Origin of the sequence: Bradyrhizobium sp. SZCCHNRI1029 (assembly GCF_032487555.1) — a bacterium.
Lineage (GTDB): Bacteria > Pseudomonadota > Alphaproteobacteria > Rhizobiales > Xanthobacteraceae > Bradyrhizobium.
Genome location: NZ_JAUEUK010000007.1, coordinates 131,419 through 148,142 on the forward strand (window position 1 = coordinate 131,419; position 16,724 = coordinate 148,142).

Genomic DNA, 16,724 nt, shown 5'->3' on the forward strand with positions numbered 1-16,724 from the left:
GTCTTGACACTTGCTTGGTGCGCCGCGGGCTTAGCTGGCGCATCACGTCATCAGCAAGCGCCGCCATGAGTCCCACCGCCACCATCGCAGTCTCCGGCATGCAAGCCGCCTCGCGCCGGCTCGAGGTGTCCGCCTCGAACGTCGCCAATGCCAGGAGCACGGGCGCGCTGCCCAATGCCGACGGCACGCTGCCGGCCGGTGCGCCGAAGGCCTACGACCCGCTCGAGCTGGTGCAGAGCGACGTCGCCGGCGGCGGCACGCAGATGACCATCACGCGTTCGAGCTCGGGTACGTCCGCGAGCTACGATCCCACCGCGCCGTTCGCCAACAAGGATGGCCTCGTCGCCGCGCCCAACGTCGATCTCGCGCAGGAGATGATCAGCCAGCTCGTCGCCAAATACAGCTTTGCCGCGAACGCGAAAGTGCTGAAGGCGAGCGACGAGATGAGCCGCACCGTGATCGACATGAAGGTGTAGGCCGGCCTCGATAGCCCGGCGACTCCCGCGTCAGCGCGAGAATACGGCGACTAGCCAGTGGATCAGCGTGGCACCGCCAATAGGCGCGACCATAAGCAGCATCATGTTGAAGCCGATCAGCACGAGCAGCAGCTTTTCACGCCGCGGCGACAGCCGTCGCTTCGGCGGCTCCGGCTTCGGATCATGCGGCCAGTGGCCGGGCAAGTCGACGAACATTGCGGCCCTCACCTGTCGCTGCAGAACGCCGGAGCGGGCGGACCGGATGCCCCTGCGGACGACGAGCATCGTAGCACGGCGAGATCATGGAGACGACCGACAGCGCGTCCTGCGCCGTGCTCACGCGGTGTCCTGACCCAGCTCGGCCAGCACCCCTGGCTCCACCAGCAGCCCCTGCCGCTCATAGCGCCCGCGCGTCCGGCTGAAGCGCACCACGACCGCATGGCGTTTGCTCTTCGCCTTGGCCCTCCGCGACAGCAGCGCGTTGCCGGCGGGCAGAAACACGAGATCGCCGAGACCGACGCATGAGAGACACGCCGGACCGCCATCCTCCATCATGAGGACATCGCCGGTCCCGCCGCAGCGATGACAGCTCCAGCCGTCCCGCGCCGGCGCGATCGCCACCAGCTCCGGCGCCCGGCTAGCCTTCGCCGCAACACGCGCGTACTTCTTCTCGGAGAGCTGAGAGGAGACCCAATGCGTCCGAAACAGCGCCTCGAGTCCCGGATCATTGCTGCGGCTGAACCGCAGCGGCTGCCGGCTTGGCGTCTGTGCGACATAGGCGGTCTCGCTCGGGCTCAGCCCCTTGGCGAGCGCCCAGGCACGAACATGCGTCATCGCCTCCCTGATGCGCGGGAGTCCGGAGCGTGTGACCTCCTCCAGCGACCCAACCTGCCCGCGCCGCCACTGCTCCAGCAGCGACGCATCGAGCCAGCCGAGGTCGCAGAACAGGTCGACGACGCTGACATGATGCTCCTCGGCCAGCAGCGCCTCGGCCGCCCTCGCCACCCGATCGGACAGCGGCTCGTTGTTCCTCCGGCTCATCACGACACCTGCAAAATCGTGCACGCTGACAAGGCGCGCATTATCCAACAGAGCCGGCGGCGATCAAGAGCGGCGCGACCGCGGCAACGGGCCACGCCGTGACGCGGCCCGATCCAACTGCGTGAGGAGATCTCCTAGGCGCTTTTCGCGACCGCGCCCTGCCCCGTCCGCTCGCCGGTCACCTCGCCGGCCGGCTCCGGGCTCAGCCAGCGATAGATGAAGCCGCCGGCCGCGCCGCCGAGCAGCGGCGCCACCCAGAACAGCCAGAGCTGCGCCAGCGCCCAGCCGCCGACGAACAGCGCCGGCCCGGTGCTGCGCGCCGGGTTCACCGAGGTGTTGGTGACGTGGATGCTGATGAGGTGAATGAGCGTCAGCGCCAGCCCGATCGCCAGCGGCGCAAATCCCACCGGCGCCTTGCCATGGGTCGCGCCCATGATCACGAACAGGAACATCATCGTCAGCACGACCTCGCTGAGCAGGCAGGCCCCGAGCCCATATCTGCCGGGCGAATGCTCCGCATAGCCATTGGCGGCAAAGCCGCTCGCCGTGCTGAAGTCCGGCGCCCCGCTGGCGATCGCATACAGCACGGCCGCGCCAACGATGGCGCCGACCACCTGCGCGATGATGTAGGGCACGATCAGCCCGGTTGGGAACCGCCCGCCACACGCCAGTCCCACGGTGACAGCCGGATTGAGATGGCAGCCCGAGATGTGCCCGATCGCATAGGCCATGGTCACCACGGTGAGCCCGAACGCCAGCGCCACGCCGAGCATCCCGATCCCGACATCCGGCACGCCGGCCGCGATCACCGCACTGCCGCAACCGCCGAATGTCAGCCAGAACGTCCCGATCGCCTCCGCCACGAGCTTGTTGTTGTTGCCGTTCATCATCGCCTCCCTGGGTGCGTGTGATTGGCTGGAGCCCGCCTCTCCCGTCAATGGAGAAGATGATCACTTCGACAACCTGGAGTCAAAGGCGGATTCGCGGTCGGCCGTGGGATGCCTGAGACTTTGAGTCAGAAAGAGTCCGACCGTTCGTAGTTCGTAGGGCGGATGAGCGAAGCGTCATCCGCCAGCTTACGCTGCTTGCCAACAGTCGTCGGCGCTCATTCCTGGCGGAAGCTCGTTCCTGCCGTGAACCAGCTTGATCGGCGAGGGGTTGCTCATCGAGCTTGCGGCCGACGGTCCAGGCCGACATCGATGATCCCGCATAGCGGATGACGCTCCGCTCATCCGCCACGTGCTATCGATTCTGCCGACACGCCGGCGAGAGCATCGGCACGTTCGCCCACGGCCAATTGTGCCAGCGCCCATCTTCGCCGACGCAAGCGGAGGATGTCGGAGGCGGGTTCGTTGTCGCATCCGCGGATGCGTCAAGCGCGGCAAACCGGTGGTCGACATAGGTCGTGGACACGTACCCCGCGACGGTCACCACCAGAACGACCGCAAATCCCTTGGCTGAGTCACTCCAGCGCATGTCATCACCTCGCGTGTTCGGCGTGCCAGGACCACATGGGACGACATTGACGCGCCATCGCGTGGCGGGCTGTGAGAAAGATCACATCGACGTCTAGCCCTGCCCCGACAAATATTGACCTACATCAATACGCGAATGCAAAATTGAACTTAAAGTTGCAACGATAATAATGAAGAGTATTTGAAATGAAGAATTCAACCAAAAGGAACGTCAAACGCGGCCTCGCTACAAAGAAGACCTCCGCTACCAAGAAGGCCTCCACTGCAAAGAAACAAACCAAGAAGGAGTTTCCTGAGATAAGGTGCGGAGAGCCGTGTCCAAAGTGTGGCCGTGCATGCAACAAAAAAGAAGGGCATTCAGGAAATCACCGTGATTCCGGAGTGCACACTTGGTAACGAATTCGACGTTACATGCACACCGGCACGCCTCGTTCTCTTGGTCGTTTGAGGTCCGCCCTGAACTTGGACCTGATTGCTGACATCGTGACGGTCGAAACTCCCTCAATCATCTTCGTCAGTTCGCGTGTCGTGATGCTCGGGTGAGATTGCGTCTTTGATTTTCGTTTTGATAGCACCCGCGCTCTCGCGAGTTTCAAGCTGCGCATTACGGTGACGCTGCATGAAACTCCGGGCCGCAGTGCGCGACCGCTCGGCGGCCGTGGCCCGGTCACGCCGCTCGCGGCTTGTTCACCGTCTCGATCCGGTCGAGAGTCTTGCCGAGGTCGCGCTTCGCGATCTGGACGTCATAGTCCGTCTGCAGGTTGAGCCAAAGCTCGGGCGTCGTGTCGAGCGCCTTGGCGAGCCGAAGCGCGGTGTCGGCGGTGATGCCGTTCTGCTCGCTCGCGATCCGCTCGATTCGTGTCCGCGGCAGGCCACACACCTTGGCGAGAGCGCCCGCGGAGATCCCGAGAGGATCGAGGAACTCCTCCCGCAGAACCTCACCGGGATGCATGGGTTTCAGCTTCTTGGTCATTGCAGTGCCTCTTAGTGATAGTCCACGACCTCGACGTCCGCCGGACCTTCCGCCGTCCAAACGAAGCACACCCGAAATTGATCATTGATGCGAATCGAATGCTGCCCCTGACGATCCCCCGTCAGCGCCTCCAGCCGATTGCCCGGAGGCGATCGCAAGTCGCGGAGATCGGCTGCAGCGTTGAGGTAACGCAGCTTCCGGCGGGCCACTTTTGACAGATCCGACGGAAAGCCCTTCGGGTTCTCGCCGTCGAAGACAGCCTCGGTGATCTTGTCGCGGAAGCTTCTGATCATGTGCCAACGTATGTATCATTTAATGATACATACGTCAAACAATGGCGATGTCTCCGAGCTGCTCGCGCTGTTTCTGCCAACTCGTATGTCGGCCAGCGTATCCCAGCTCTGCACAGACTGCCCGTCGTGCTGATTCCCCTTGCGCCGTCGGGCAAATCACCTCCACATTTCCCGCCATCCCGCCCGCACTGAGAGGGGCGCATCGCGATCGTCACGGGACGTTGCGGCGGGGAGCGGTGGCCGCGGGGCGACGCAGCATCTCATTTGGGGGTGCGGACGAACGTCGTGCTGCGGACGGTCAAGCCGTGTGGTCCCGACACCCCGACGCTGGTGTCTTGGTCGGCGACGATGTCGATGACGGGGGCAAGCAAGCCCGGTCCCCTGGGAGAGCACGGAGCAGCCGTTCAAACCATCGCGCAGGGAAGGCCGGGTTGTTTCCGGCTGAGCCTGTGGTTCCTGCCCCGTGCACTCTCTTTCGCACGGGGGCCGCGGGTGCCAGTCGGCACTCGGCCTTCCCTGCGCCCTCTCAATTGATGAGGACGCTCACATGCAGCAGAGCTCGGGCCAATCCAGCCGCGAGGTTGCGAGCGCATGGCCGCGAGCTACGGCGACGAGCGGCAGGCTGTTTGACAAGGTTGATCGGAGATCAGAGAGCGGGTCTCAAGCGAGACTTGGGGGGCTCAAACGCCCGGCTTCGCCAAGAGGCTTCGCCGGGCACGCTTCGCCCGTTGGACTACAGCGCGGCTGCGCCACGCGTAGCCCAACGGGCGAAGCGTGGTGCCCAGGGGCGGAATCGAACCACCGACACTGCGATTTTCAGTCGCATGCTCTACCAACTGAGCTACCTGGGCAGGTCTCGTGAAGGGCAAAAAAGCCCGGCGAGCCGGCGGGTTATAGTCAGAGCGGGCGGCGCTGTCTACCGCCCTGAGGCGAAGTTTTCACATTCCTTTCGCAGTTGCGCGGAAGGCCCCGGGGCCGCCGCCGGACGGCCGGCTCCGCTGGGGCAAAGCCATGAAAACACGGCCCTATTCGACGTCGTCCTCGTCGCCCTCGGTGGCCGGGATGACATAGGAGCCGCTGAGCCAGCGATGCAGGTCGACGTCGCGGCAGCGCGGCGAGCAGAATGGGCGGACGGCCTCGGCTGCGGGCCGGCGGCAGATCGGACAGCGGCCGGTGGGCTTGGCGGAGGCGGCGGATGGGGAACTGGTCGAACGGGTCGATTCTTGGGACATGGCCGCTATCTAGGCGCCCGCGACGCGCGATGCACCTCCTCAAGGATGGCGTCAGACTCCGACGGTGTTGAGCCAGCCGAAGCGGATCGGAAACCCCTCGCCGGCGAGCAGCGTCGTGGTCTCGTACAGCGGCAGGCCAACGACGTTGGTGTAGGAGCCGACCATCTTCACCACGAACGAGCCGGCGATGCCCTGCACGGCGTAGCCGCCGGCCTTCCCCCGCCATTCGCCGGAGCCGATATAGGCCTGGATGTCGTCCTCGCTGAGCCGCTTGAAGCGGACGCGGGTCTCGACCAGGCGCTGGCGGAACGCCTCCTTCGGCGTCACCAGCGTGATCGCGGTGTAGACGCGGTGGTTGCGGCCGGACAGGAGGCGCAGGCACTGCGAGGCCTCGTCGACCAGATTGGCCTTCGGCAGGATGCGGCGGCCGACCGCGACCACGGTGTCGGCGGAGATGATGAAGGCGCCGCGCAGCTCGTCGTCGAGCTGGACGGATTTGAGCGCGGCATCGGCCTTGGCGCGGGCCAGCCGATTGGCGCAGGCGCGCGGCAGCTCGCCACGCTTCGGCGTCTCGTCGACGTCGGCCGGGCGCAGCGCGTCGGGCTCGATGCCGGCCTGGTTGAGCAGCGCCAGACGCCGCGGCGAGCCGGATGCAAGAACGATTTTGGGACGGCCGAGCATGCTGATTTCGCTGGGGGATTCGGAAGCGGCGGGGCGTGCGCGCGGAACCTATCGGAAGGGCTGCCATTCCACAACCCGAAGGCTGCGACAAGGCTGCGACGAGCCTGCTCTACGGCGCGAATTTGAGCGGGGGACGACGTTGGTATTTCGGTTCGATGACACCTGCGGTGGAACCGGGAACCTACAAGCCCGCCGGACCGGGCTTGCCGAAACGCTTGCGGATCCGCGTGAACAGCCCGTCGCAGACCTCGCGATAGGCCGCGAGCTTCTGCTCGCGATTGCCGTCGGTGCCGGTCGGGTCGGGCGTCGGCCAGTATTCGACGTCGGCGGCGATGGTGCGGGTCAGCTCCAGGGCCTTGTGATGGGCCTCGGGCGAGAGGGTGATGATGAGGTCGAAATTCAGCCCCTCCCAGTCCTCGAGCTCCTCGAAGGTGGTCGGCTTGTGCTGCGAGATGTCCTGGCCGAGCTCGGCCATGACAGACACCGCGAACGGATCGAGCTCACCCTTCTTGACGCCGGCGGAGCGGACATAGAGCGCCTGCGGATACATCTGGCGCAGCAGGCTCTCGGCCATCGGCGAGCGCACGCTGTTCTGGCCGCAGGCGAACAGCACCGCCTGCGGCTGGCGCGCGCGCGGCGGCCCCTCGGCCATGCGCCTAGGCGCCCTTGGCCGAAAGCTGGGACGCGCGCGTGGCGGCCCGCGGCATCACTGGCCCTCGCCCTTCCAGTGCAGCACCGTGATCAAAGTGAACAGCCGGCGCGAGGTCTCGAAATCGACCCGCACCTTGCCCTTCAGCCGCTCCTGCAAGGTGCGCGAGCCCTCGTCGTGGATGCCGCGCCGGCCCATGTCGATGGCCTCGATCTTGTCGGGGGTCGCGGTGCGGATCGCCTGGTAGTAGCTGTCGCAGATCATGAAGTAGTCCTTCACGATTCGCCGGAACGGAGACAGCGACAACAGGTGCGTTACGACAGGCGTGCCGTCCTCCTTGCGGATGTCGAACATCAGGCGGTTGGCGGTGATGCCGAGATGCAGGGTGAAGGGACCGGCGCCGTCGGCGCCCTCGGGCGCGAACAGGTTCTCCTCGACGAGGTCGTAGATCGCGATCGCCCGCTCATGCTCGATGTCCGGACCGGAGCGGCCGATCGACTCCTCGTCGAGCGTCACCGCCACGATGCGATTGGTCCGGTCGTCGCCTGGCGGGTGCTGGGTCATGGCAGATTGAGGCGTATTCCCACGGAGCGTGAATGGGCGTCGAGACCCTCGGCCTTGCCCAGAGTCATCGCCGCTGGCCCCAGCGCGCGCAACTGCTCGGGGCCGCATTTCAACAGCGACGTGCGCTTCATGAAGTCGAGCACACCGAGACCGGAGGAGAACCGCGCCGAGCGCGCGGTCGGCAGCACGTGATTGGAGCCGCCGACATAGTCGCCGATCGCCTCCGGCGTGTGCGCGCCCAGGAAGATGGCGCCGGCATTGCGGACACGGGCCGCGAACGCGTCGGGATCGGCGGTCATGATCTCCAGGTGCTCGGCGGCGATGGCGTCCGCCAGCGGCACGGCCTGGTCGAGATGATCCACCTCGATGATGGCGCCGAAATCGGCCCAGGACGCGCCGGCGATCGCGGCACGCGGCAGGGTCTTGAGCTGGCCCTCGACGGCGCGGGCGACGTCGTCGGCCAGGCGGCGGCTGTCGGTGATCAGGATCGATTGCGCGCTGGCGTCATGCTCGGCCTGGGCGAGCAGATCGGCGGCGATCCAGTCGGCATTGCCGCTGTCGTCGGCGATGACCAGCACCTCGGAGGGGCCGGCGATCATGTCGATGCCGACCTTGCCGAACACCAGCCGCTTGGCGGCGGCGACATAGGCGTTGCCCGGGCCGACGATCTTGGCGACCGGGGCGATCGTCGCGGTGCCATGCGCCAGCGCGGCCACGGCCTGGGCGCCGCCGACGCGGTAGATCTCGGAGACGCCGCCGAGATGGGCGGCGGCCAGCACCAGCGGATTGAGCCTGCCGTCCGGCGCCGGCACCACCATCACGAGCCGGCCGACGCCGGCGACCTTGGCGGGAATGGCATTCATCAGCACCGAGGACGGATAGGCCGCGGTGCCGCCGGGGACGTAGAGACCGGCGGATTCGATCGCGCTCCAGCGCCAGCCGAGCTCGACGCCGGCTTCGTCGGTGAAACGCTGGTCGGCCGGCAGCTGCTTGAGATGAAAGGCCTCGATGCGGTCGCGGGCGAATTTCAGCGCATCCAAGGTCGCGGCGTCACAGGCCTTGAAGGCGACCTCGATCTCGGCGGCCGTCACGCGCAGCGAGGAGGCATCGAGCTCCAAGCGGTCGAACTTGCGGGTCGCCTCGAGCAGCGCCGCATCGCCGCGCCGGGCGACGTCGTCGACGATGGCGCGGGCGGCGGCTTCGACGTCGGCGGAGGTCTCGCGCTTGGCGGCGAGAAACTGCCGAAACTGAGTGTCGAAATCGGTGCTGGCGCGGGACAGGCGAATGGGCATCTCTGGCACTTTCCGAAGGGGTGGCTGCCCCCGACCTCCTGCTCAATGGCGCGGCAGCGCGGGGCCGTCAACCCTTTGAACCGGCGCCTACCCGGTCAGCGGCGGGACGCCATCGATATCGCTGGTGCCGAGATCGTCCTCGCCAAGATCGGTCAGCTCGCATTCGAGACATTCGACATCGAGCCGCAATGCGCCGCCATGGGAGAACAGCAGCAGCGCGCTGCCGGCGGGCGGCTCGGCGCCGGCATGGAATTCGATGCCGATCAGCTCCAGCACGGCGTCAGGCGCGGCGAGGTCGATGCGGCGCGACTTGCAGGCCAGCACCCGGTCGAACCGCAACGCCGCGAGCAGCCGGCGCGGCTCGCTCTCACCATGCAGCGCCTGATCCCAGTCGAGCCGGTTCATGCCGATCACCAGCCGCTTCTCGGCCTGGCGCCAGATGATGTCGGCCGCCTGCACCCGCGCGTCCTGTACATGGGCCGAGATGACGGCGAGATCGTCGGCATCGAGCGCGATCAGTTTGAGCCGGTCGGTCACGGTCTCATCCTCTTGGCAGCGCCTTCACTCGCGGATGCGCTCGATCGTGGCGCCGCAGGCCTTCAGCTTGTCCTCCAGCCGCTCGAAGCCGCGATCGAGATGGTAGACGCGATTGATCATGGTTTCGCCTTCCGCAGCAAGCCCGGCAATGACCAGCGACACCGAGGCGCGCAGATCGGTCGCCATCACGGGCGCGCCGCGCAAATGAGAGGTGCCCTCGATCCGCGCGGTCTCGCCGTCGAGACTGATACGCGCGCCGAACCGTGCGAGTTCCTGCACATGCATGAATCGGTTCTCGAAGATGGTCTCGGTGATCGCCGAGGCGCCCTGCGCGCAGACCATCAGCGCCATCAGCTGGGCCTGCAGGTCGGTCGGAAAGCCGGGGAACGGCGCGGTCGTCACCTGCACCGGGCGGATGCCGTGGCCGTTCCTGACGACACGGATGCCCTCGGCGTCGCTCGAGATCTCGGCGCCGGCCTCGGTCAGCACGTCGAGCGCGGACTGCAACAGCTCCGGCCGCGCGCCGGCGAGCCGGACATCGCCGCCGGTCATCGCCGCGGCGATCGCATAGGTGCCGGCCTCGATGCGGTCGGGCAGCACGGTGTGACGCGCGCCCTGCAGAGACGCCACGCCCTCGATCTCGATGCGTGGCGTGCCGGCACCGGTGATGCGCGCGCCCATCTTGTTGAGGCAGTCGGCGAGATCGGTGATCTCCGGCTCGCAGGCGGCGTTGGCGATGACGGTCGTGCCCTTGGCGAGCGCCGCGGCCATGACCGCGACATGGGTGCCACCGACGGTGACCTTGGGGAAATCGATCGTGCCGCCGCGCAGGCCGCCCGGCGCCTTGGCGACCACGTAGCCGGCGTCGATGTCGATATTGGCGCCGAGCTTTTCCAGCGCCATGATCAGGAGGTCGACCGGACGGGTGCCGATGGCGCAGCCGCCGGGCAGCGACACCCGCGCCTCGTGCATGCGCGCGAGCAGCGGCGCGATCACCCAGAAGCTGGCGCGCATCCGCGACACCAGCTCATAGGGCGCCGTGGTGTCGATGATGTTGGCCGCCGAGATCTGCAGCGTCTGGCCCTGGTATTGGCCATCGCCGGGACGCTTGCCGACGGCCATGATGTCCACGCCGTGATTGCCGAGAATGCGCTGCAGTTGCGCGACGTCGGCCAGCCGGGGGACGTTGTCCAGGATCAGCGTCTCCGGTGTCAAAAGACCCGCGATCATCAGCGGCAGGGCGGCGTTCTTCGCGCCCGAAATCGGGATGGTGCCGCGAAGCGGGTTGCCGCCGACGATGCGAATGCGATCCATGCTGGTCCTGTGGGGCTGGCCGGGAAATTGGGCTAAGGTCGGCGCAACAGGACCGACATTACGGCGATTTGATGAGTTCGCAACGGCAGGTCGCAGCCGCCGGGAATTCATCCCCTGACGGTACGGCCCCCGCGGCGGAAAGGCGCGAATCAGACCGGCGGGACCAGCGCATCGGCCAGAAACCCGTGCAGCGCGGCGACAACCTGGGCCCCCTCGCCGATCGCACCGCCGACGCGCTTGACCGAGCCGGAGCGGACGTCGCCGACCGCATAGACGCCGGGCACCGAGGTCTCGAGCGGCGACACCATCCGCCCGGCATTCTGCTCCGACTGCGCGCCGGTGACGACGAAGCCGGCGCGATCGAGCGTGATGCCGCAGCCGTCGAGCCAGCCGGTGGCGGGATCGGCGCCGACGAACAGAAACAGATTGCTGATGTCGGCCTGCGTCTCTTCGCCGGATAGCCGGCTCTTCAAGGTGATGCGTTCGAGGCCGGTGTCGGCCCCGCCATCGAGCGCGACGACCTCGGTGTTGAACAACAGCTCGATGTTCGGCGTCGCCTCGATGCGCTCGATGAGATAGCGCGACATCGACGCGGCAAGCCCGCCGCCACGGATGATCATCCGCACCTTCTTGACGTGCCCCGACAGAAACACCGCGGCCTGCCCCGCGGAATTGCCGCCGCCGACGAGGGCGACCTCCTGCCCCGCGCACAGCCGCGCCTCGATCGGCGAGGCCCAGTACCACACGCCGCGCCCCTCGAACTCCTTGAGCCGGGCAAGATCAGGCCGGCGATAGCGCGCGCCGCTGGCGACCACCACCGAGCGCGCCCGCACCTCGTCGCCGCCCTCGAGCGCCAGCACGAAGGCGCCGGCCTTGCGCTCGCAGTCGAGCGCATTGACCGACACCGGGATCATGATCTCGGCGCCGAACTTCTGCGCCTGGTTGAAGGCGCGCGCGGTCAGCGCGAGGCCGGTGATGCCGGTCGGGAAGCCGAAATAGTTCTCGATGCGCGCGCTGGCGCCGGCCTGGCCGCCGAACGCGCGCGAATCCAGCACCGCCACCGTGAGCCCCTCCGACGCGCCATACACGGCGGTGGCCAGGCCCGCCGGCCCGCAGCCGACGACGGCGACGTCGTAGACCTTCTCGCCGCGCGGACCGCCGATCATGCCGACGGCACGCGCCAGCTCGGTCTCGCTGGGATTGCGCAGCACGCTGCCGTCGGACACCACCACCAGCGGCAGCTCGGCCGGGGTCGGCGAATAGCGCGCGATCAGGTCGGCCGCGTCGTGATCGACAGCGGGATCGAGCAGATGGTGCGGAAAACCGTTGCGGGTGAGGAAGCTCTGCAGCCGCGCGATCGCGGCCGATTGCGGCGGCCCGATCATGACCGGGCCGCCGGCGCCGCCCTGAATGAGATTGACACGGCGCAGGATCAGCGCCCGCATGATGCGCTCACCGAGCTCGGCCTCGGCGATCAGCAACGCGCGCAACCTTTCGGGGCGAATCAGGATGACCTCGACGTCGCCCTCGGCATGGCCGTCGACCAGCGCGGCGCGGCCGGAGAGCTGGGCGATCTCGGCCAGAAACTGCCCTGGCCCCTGGTCGATCACCGGGGTGACGTGACCGAGGCCATCGCGCTGGGTGATCGCGACATGGCCCTTGAGAATCACGAACATGCCGGGGCCGGGCTTGCCGGTCTCGAACAGCAGCTCGCCGTCGCGATAGGTCTGGATCTCGCCGAAGCCGCGCAGACGCGCGATCTCCGGCGGCGTCAGCTCCGGAAAAGTCTGGTCGAAGCGCGGCAGCGTCTTCGCGAGCTCCGCCCGTTGTGCCGCCGCATCCGCCCTCATCCCCTCATCCGCTGCCATCACGCCCACCCTGCCTGCAATCTGCTCAATGCTTCGAATCGTCCGCGCCGTCGGCAGCGGCCTCGTCCAAGCCGTCCTTCTCGACCGTCCCCGCCTGGCTGCGCTCGCGGCTCTGCGCCTTGCGCCGCTTCAGGTTCTCGCGCAGCGCCTGCTTCAGCCGCTCCTCGCGCGCGCCCTTCGGCGCCGCCTTCCCGGTCTTCTCCGCCATCCCCTTCCCCCGGTCACCCCATACCAGAAGCACAATTGGGGCCGCAGATGCGAAAGCCAAGAGGCGTTGGCGACGCAGACGCTAGGTTCCGCCCGGCCGGCCGTCGCCTGCCCGGATGGGGAGTTGCCGCCGCAGCTGCGGCCAGTTGGGCACCTCGAGCGGCAAACCGCGAGAATCCGCCGCGAACGGGCGATTTCGCTCCGATTCGGAGGTCTTTCGCTCCCTTTCGATCCATCACGCTGACGTCTTTCCCGGAAAACCGGGCGAGCCGCGCTTGCGCAGGCGGGGACCTTGTGGCAAGAACCGCCCGCGTTCGGTCGCGGCCTTCGGGCCGATCCCCGCCAGTCCCTTTGCTGCCGTAGCTCAGTGGTAGAGCACTCCCTTGGTAAGGGAGAGGTCGACAGTTCAATCCTGTCCGGCAGCACCAGGGCATTCTTCCCCAACATGATCCTCGGCGACGCCTCGGGACCACAGGCCACGCGCAGATGCGCGTCATCGGCCTCGCGGCGCAATTTGCGTCCGAGCTTTGCTGCAGCACCGCCCTCTCCGGAAATCGAGGGCGCAGGGAAGGCCGGGCGCTGGCCGCGCCCGTGGCCCGCCTGCAGAAAAAGAATGCAGGCGGCAGTCACCACAGGTCTGGCCGAACACACCCGGCCCTCCCTGCGCGATGGGCTTACGATTTATACGCGCTCTCCCTGGGGACCGGGCTTTGTTGCCCCCATCACCCGCGATGCACTGACGCACACCAGCGAGCTTGACCTCAGCGTCGGGAGGTCGGGACCACGCGACTTCACCGTCCGACATGTCACCAGCCGTCTCGCGCTGACGCGCCTTGGCGACACACCGGCCATCGCATCCCACACCCAACGCTCGTGACGACTCGCGAACGCCCCTCTTCGATGAGCACGGGACGGCCGAAAATGTGCAGGTGATTTGCCCGACGGCACAAGGGGAATGGGTGCGGCAGAGTGGCACGACGGGCAGTTTCAGCAGAGCTGGGATACGGGCGGCGGAGGGGGCTTTGTTTGGTGCAGCGTCACCTTAATCCCAGCGTCACCGTAATCCCCGGACGGGACCGTCCTCGACCGCGCCGGCTTCCTGCGGCAAGTCGCCCGGAAGTCGCCGGTCACCGAGATTTCCGGCAGCGACATCCAGATCAGGGTCCTTGGAGACATCGGTGTCGTGAATGCACGCACGCACTTCACCAAACCCGACGGAAGCCGGGGGACTGGCTGCTACACGGACGTCTAATGGAAGCGTGGCGACCGCTGGCGTTGCATTTCCGTTTCGCGCAACTGACGTGGAAGCACGGCGGTCGTACCTTGCGGTCGGGCGCCCGCGAGACAGATCGAGATTGGTTTGATCTTGCCTGTCATGAGATTGCCTCAACAGAGTTGCCGAGGCGATCAATCATGAATGAGGATAAACCCGCTGCCCGCTATTCAACGCCTGTGAGACCTTCACCTCACGTCCACATTTCATGCGTATGGAAGCTGCAAGGCTCAGCGTCCACTGACTCATGCTAGCGTCGGGAAAGACGGCGAATGGCGGCGCGGTGTTCTCCGTCGACGCGATGAGCTTCATCGACGCCCTGCCGATCGACAATTACAACGGTGCGGCGCGTAGCTTTAATGTACATAAAGTTATGCGGTTTAAATCGATCTTTGAAGTTGACTCGATCATACTGCTGATACATCCTAAGGGTGTATCTTAGTCACGAGAAAACCTGGCTGGTCTTCGATGCAACGGGAGCAGATCGAAGCCATAACTCGCGATATTGGGCAACAAGAAATTCTTGAACGTGAAATTCTTGCGATTGCCTCTCGCGAGAGACAGCGCATTGGGCGTGAACTCCACGACGGGCTCTGCCAATCGCTCGCCGGCTTAGCGGCGCTAGCTGCGGCGCTGTGGCGAAGTTTGGCGGCGAGCGGCCAACCGGGTCCCGCCGCGGCCGCGGCCGAACTCGTACGATTGCTGAACGAGACCATCGGCGAGGCGCGTGACCTCGCTCGTGGGCTCAGCTCGATCGGTCTGAATAGCGCGGATCTTGTCGGCTCCCTTGAGAGCCTCGCCCGCAACGTCAGCGCCGCTCATGGCGCCTTTTGTGCGTTTGTGGAAGATACCCCTTGTCCCGATCTTGGCCGCGAAACCACGAGCCACCTCGTGCGTATCGCCCAAGAAGCCGTCCGCAATGCGGTCAGCCACGGCCGAGCCGACGAAATCGAGATCCGTCTGGCGTGCACTGCAGGCTCGGGACTATTGAGCATCCGGGACAACGGTGTCGGGCTTCCCGAAAAATGGCGCGATCATGACGGCATCGGGCTTTATACCATGGACTACCGCGCGCGGGCGATCGGCGGTTCTCTTACTGTGGAGCCGCAGGCCCGTCGCGGCGTCATGGTTGCGTGCGCGTTTCCGCTGTTATCGAATTACGAACGGCAGGAAAGTATCGGCGATGCCCACTTGCCTGGCTGAAGCCGCGGACGCGGTGCGGAAGAGGCTGCTTGTCGTCGACGATCATCCCGTGCTGTGCCGCGGGTTGATCGCCCTCATCGAGGCGGAAAACGGCCTCGCCGTTCACGGCGCGGTCGGTACGCGCGTGGCCGCGCTCAAGACCATCGCGATCAGTCGCCCTGATCTGGTGATCGTAGACCTTGCTCTCGGCGACGAGGACGGCCTAGATCTCGTCAAGGAAATCAAAGCGCGTCATCCCGGCGTTCGCTCGCTGGTGCTTTCGATGTACGACGAAGAGGTGTTCGCCGAGCGCGCGCTTTGCGCCGGCGCCCTCGGCTATGTCACCAAACAACAGCTCGAATCGACCGTGATCGCTGCCATTCGTCGGGTGCTTGCAGGCGAGACCTACATGAGCGAGGCTCTGCAGCGGCGGCTGGCTGAACGATGCGTCGGCGCGCGACCGCTCGAGACCGCCTCGCCGGTGCGCACGCTGAGCGATCGGGAATTGCAGGTATTTCGGCTCGTTGGTCAGGGCCGAACCACGCGGCAGATCGCTGGTCTACTGAACCGCAGCGTCAAAACGGTAGAATCCCATCTTGAGCACATCAAGAATAAGCTGGCGATCGAATCGGCTGCTGAACTCGCCCGACGCGCGGCTCAATGGGTTACAATCGGCCGATTGGGTTGAGTCATAAAGTTCGCCCAAGTGCGCGGCTAGTGTCATACACGTCTGCCATGCCGCCGATGACTTCTCGACCAAGCAGGCACAGCCCCTCTCCGGCAAGCGCGACGGCCGAACACGCGGTCTGGGCCATGGTGCTAAAGCGGACTGCGCAATCAGCACGGCGCACGCGGCGTCTGCTCATTGTGGACAGTCACCCCCGATGCGGCGCAGGCTGACCGCGCTGATCAATGCTGAGCCCGGTCTTGTCGTATGTGCCTTGGCGGCCACCCAACGGGATGCGCTCGTGGCCATCGCGGCCACGAAACCCGATCTAGGGATCGTCGATCTGTTCCTTGGCGATAGCAATGGTTTGGATCTGGTGAGAGACGTTCGCGCGCGCTTTGTTCGTCTGCCGCTACCTGGATTGAGCAGGCATGATTCGCCGCAATACGTCCGCCGCGCTTTCGAATCCGGCACCGACGACTACGTCGCCAAGCAGGAGATGACAGAAGACCTTCTGGTGGCGATCCGCAGCGTGCTGCTCGGCGACCCTTACGGCGCACCGGCGCCTTGATCCATGCCCGTCTGCGTCCGGCAAGTTGACGCGTGCGAAGCTGGGCGGCCCATGGGGGATTCTCCCAATGCGAAAACGGGGTGCGACCCCGATGTCAGTTTAAGTCTCCAGCGTTAGCATTGGTAGCTACCAATGCCGTGCCCGCTTTGACGACTGAAATGCTGGTCGAGCCCTTCGCTTATCGGCTCGATCGAGACCATCACCGCTTCAAATGGGAAAAAACGATGAGAAATATCTGCACCGCCGCCGCAATAGTCGCGATTGTTTTCATTCCTTGGACCGTCCATGCGGGCACCTGCTACAAAAACTTAGGTTGCAAGGGCGCTACGTCGACCACTTCTTGCAAGACATGTCTCGGAAACCCCTCAAAGGGAGAGGGTTGGAAGCAAAACTCAAAGAGCACCTGTATCGGAAACTTCAACCATTGTC

At 65.8% G+C, this 16,724-nt stretch carries 19 protein-coding genes, 2 tRNA genes and 1 pseudogene; 6 read left to right on the forward strand and 16 right to left on the reverse strand.

What is annotated here, in order from left to right; genetic code table 11:
* The first annotated feature begins 65 nt into the window (after window positions 1-65).
* Window positions 66-476: a flagellar basal body rod protein FlgC gene (locus QW861_RS20685; protein WP_315751366.1), complete on the forward strand. Its 411-nt coding sequence runs from the start codon at window positions 66-68 to the stop codon at window positions 474-476.
* Window positions 477-506: 30 nt separating this feature from the next.
* Here the strand turns inward: QW861_RS20685 and QW861_RS20690 are convergent, their stop codons facing one another.
* The 15 genes from QW861_RS20690 to QW861_RS20760 all read right to left on the reverse strand — a co-directional run bounded on the left by QW861_RS20690 (window position 507) and on the right by QW861_RS20760 (window position 12,603).
* Window positions 507-692, reverse strand: coding sequence for a hypothetical protein (locus QW861_RS20690; RefSeq protein ID WP_315751364.1), 186 nt, complete (start codon window positions 690-692; stop codon window positions 507-509).
* A 120-nt stretch (window positions 693-812) separates the two neighbouring features.
* The gene (locus QW861_RS20695) at window positions 813-1,517 is read right to left on the reverse strand and encodes a hypothetical protein (RefSeq protein WP_315751362.1); all 705 of its coding nucleotides are present in this window, start codon (window positions 1,515-1,517) and stop codon (window positions 813-815) included.
* Window positions 1,518-1,651: 134 nt separating this feature from the next.
* Window positions 1,652-2,404 carry an aquaporin Z gene (gene aqpZ / locus QW861_RS20700; RefSeq protein ID WP_315716346.1) on the reverse strand — a complete coding sequence of 251 codons (753 nt, stop codon included), beginning with the start codon at window positions 2,402-2,404 and terminating at the stop codon, window positions 1,652-1,654.
* Between the two features lie 1,255 nt (window positions 2,405-3,659).
* Window positions 3,660-3,965 carry a HigA family addiction module antitoxin gene (locus QW861_RS20705; protein ID WP_315751360.1) on the reverse strand — a complete coding sequence of 102 codons (306 nt, stop codon included), beginning with the start codon at window positions 3,963-3,965 and terminating at the stop codon, window positions 3,660-3,662.
* An 11-nt stretch (window positions 3,966-3,976) separates the two neighbouring features.
* Window positions 3,977-4,258 (reverse strand): type II toxin-antitoxin system RelE/ParE family toxin, encoded by a 282-nt coding sequence (locus QW861_RS20710; RefSeq protein WP_315751358.1) that lies wholly within the window; start codon window positions 4,256-4,258, stop codon window positions 3,977-3,979.
* A 775-nt stretch (window positions 4,259-5,033) separates the two neighbouring features.
* Window positions 5,034-5,109: transfer RNA gene (locus tag QW861_RS20715), tRNA-Phe, on the reverse strand.
* A 174-nt stretch (window positions 5,110-5,283) separates the two neighbouring features.
* Window positions 5,284-5,490 carry a DNA gyrase inhibitor YacG gene (gene yacG / locus QW861_RS20720; RefSeq protein WP_315751356.1) on the reverse strand — a complete coding sequence of 69 codons (207 nt, stop codon included), beginning with the start codon at window positions 5,488-5,490 and terminating at the stop codon, window positions 5,284-5,286.
* A gap of 51 nt (window positions 5,491-5,541) precedes the next feature.
* Window positions 5,542-6,171 (reverse strand): Maf-like protein, encoded by a 630-nt coding sequence (locus QW861_RS20725; protein WP_006613056.1) that lies wholly within the window; start codon window positions 6,169-6,171, stop codon window positions 5,542-5,544.
* A 181-nt stretch (window positions 6,172-6,352) separates the two neighbouring features.
* Complete coding sequence (locus tag QW861_RS20730; protein ID WP_315717868.1) at window positions 6,353-6,823, reverse strand: arsenate reductase ArsC; 471 nt, start codon at window positions 6,821-6,823, stop codon at window positions 6,353-6,355.
* Window positions 6,824-6,877: 54 nt separating this feature from the next.
* Window positions 6,878-7,384 (reverse strand): UPF0262 family protein, encoded by a 507-nt coding sequence (locus QW861_RS20735; RefSeq protein WP_315717869.1) that lies wholly within the window; start codon window positions 7,382-7,384, stop codon window positions 6,878-6,880.
* The gene (gene hisD, locus QW861_RS20740) at window positions 7,381-8,676 is read right to left on the reverse strand and encodes a histidinol dehydrogenase (RefSeq protein WP_315751354.1); all 1,296 of its coding nucleotides are present in this window, start codon (window positions 8,674-8,676) and stop codon (window positions 7,381-7,383) included. The genes QW861_RS20735 and hisD overlap by 4 nt, the downstream gene beginning before the upstream one ends.
* A gap of 87 nt (window positions 8,677-8,763) precedes the next feature.
* Entirely contained in the window at window positions 8,764-9,213 is a 450-nt protein-coding gene (locus tag QW861_RS20745; RefSeq protein WP_315751352.1) for a DUF2948 family protein, read from the reverse strand.
* Between the two features lie 24 nt (window positions 9,214-9,237).
* Window positions 9,238-10,527, reverse strand: a complete 1,290-nt coding sequence (murA, locus tag QW861_RS20750; protein WP_315751350.1) for a UDP-N-acetylglucosamine 1-carboxyvinyltransferase — start codon at window positions 10,525-10,527, stop codon at window positions 9,238-9,240.
* A 149-nt stretch (window positions 10,528-10,676) separates the two neighbouring features.
* Entirely contained in the window at window positions 10,677-12,395 is a 1,719-nt protein-coding gene (locus tag QW861_RS20755; RefSeq protein ID WP_315751348.1) for an FAD-dependent oxidoreductase, read from the reverse strand.
* A 25-nt stretch (window positions 12,396-12,420) separates the two neighbouring features.
* On the reverse strand, window positions 12,421-12,603 hold the full coding sequence (locus QW861_RS20760) for a hypothetical protein (protein ID WP_315717874.1): 183 nt from the start codon (window positions 12,601-12,603) through the stop codon (window positions 12,421-12,423).
* A gap of 352 nt (window positions 12,604-12,955) precedes the next feature.
* Here QW861_RS20760 and QW861_RS20765 point away from each other — a divergent pair.
* The 5 genes and pseudogenes from QW861_RS20765 (at window position 12,956) to QW861_RS20780 (ending at window position 16,295) form a co-directional block, all read left to right on the forward strand.
* Window positions 12,956-13,030, forward strand: a tRNA-Thr gene (locus tag QW861_RS20765).
* Window positions 13,031-13,680: 650 nt separating this feature from the next.
* Window positions 13,681-13,854, forward strand: a pseudogene (locus QW861_RS34040) (nuclear transport factor 2 family protein); the annotation flags it as partial.
* Between the two features lie 489 nt (window positions 13,855-14,343).
* Window positions 14,344-15,078 (forward strand): sensor histidine kinase, encoded by a 735-nt coding sequence (locus tag QW861_RS20770; protein ID WP_315751346.1) that lies wholly within the window; start codon window positions 14,344-14,346, stop codon window positions 15,076-15,078.
* Window positions 15,059-15,745 carry a response regulator transcription factor gene (locus tag QW861_RS20775; RefSeq protein WP_315751344.1) on the forward strand — a complete coding sequence of 229 codons (687 nt, stop codon included), beginning with the start codon at window positions 15,059-15,061 and terminating at the stop codon, window positions 15,743-15,745. The genes QW861_RS20770 and QW861_RS20775 overlap by 20 nt, the downstream gene beginning before the upstream one ends.
* Before the next feature lie 196 nt (window positions 15,746-15,941).
* The gene (locus tag QW861_RS20780; RefSeq protein WP_315717877.1) at window positions 15,942-16,295 is read left to right on the forward strand and encodes a response regulator transcription factor; all 354 of its coding nucleotides are present in this window, start codon (window positions 15,942-15,944) and stop codon (window positions 16,293-16,295) included.
* A 113-nt stretch (window positions 16,296-16,408) separates the two neighbouring features.
* On the opposite strand, the gene QW861_RS20785 is transcribed toward QW861_RS20780, so the two are convergent.
* Window positions 16,409-16,582: a hypothetical protein gene (locus QW861_RS20785; RefSeq protein WP_315717878.1), complete on the reverse strand. Its 174-nt coding sequence runs from the start codon at window positions 16,580-16,582 to the stop codon at window positions 16,409-16,411.
* Between the last annotated feature and the right edge of the window lie 142 nt (window positions 16,583-16,724).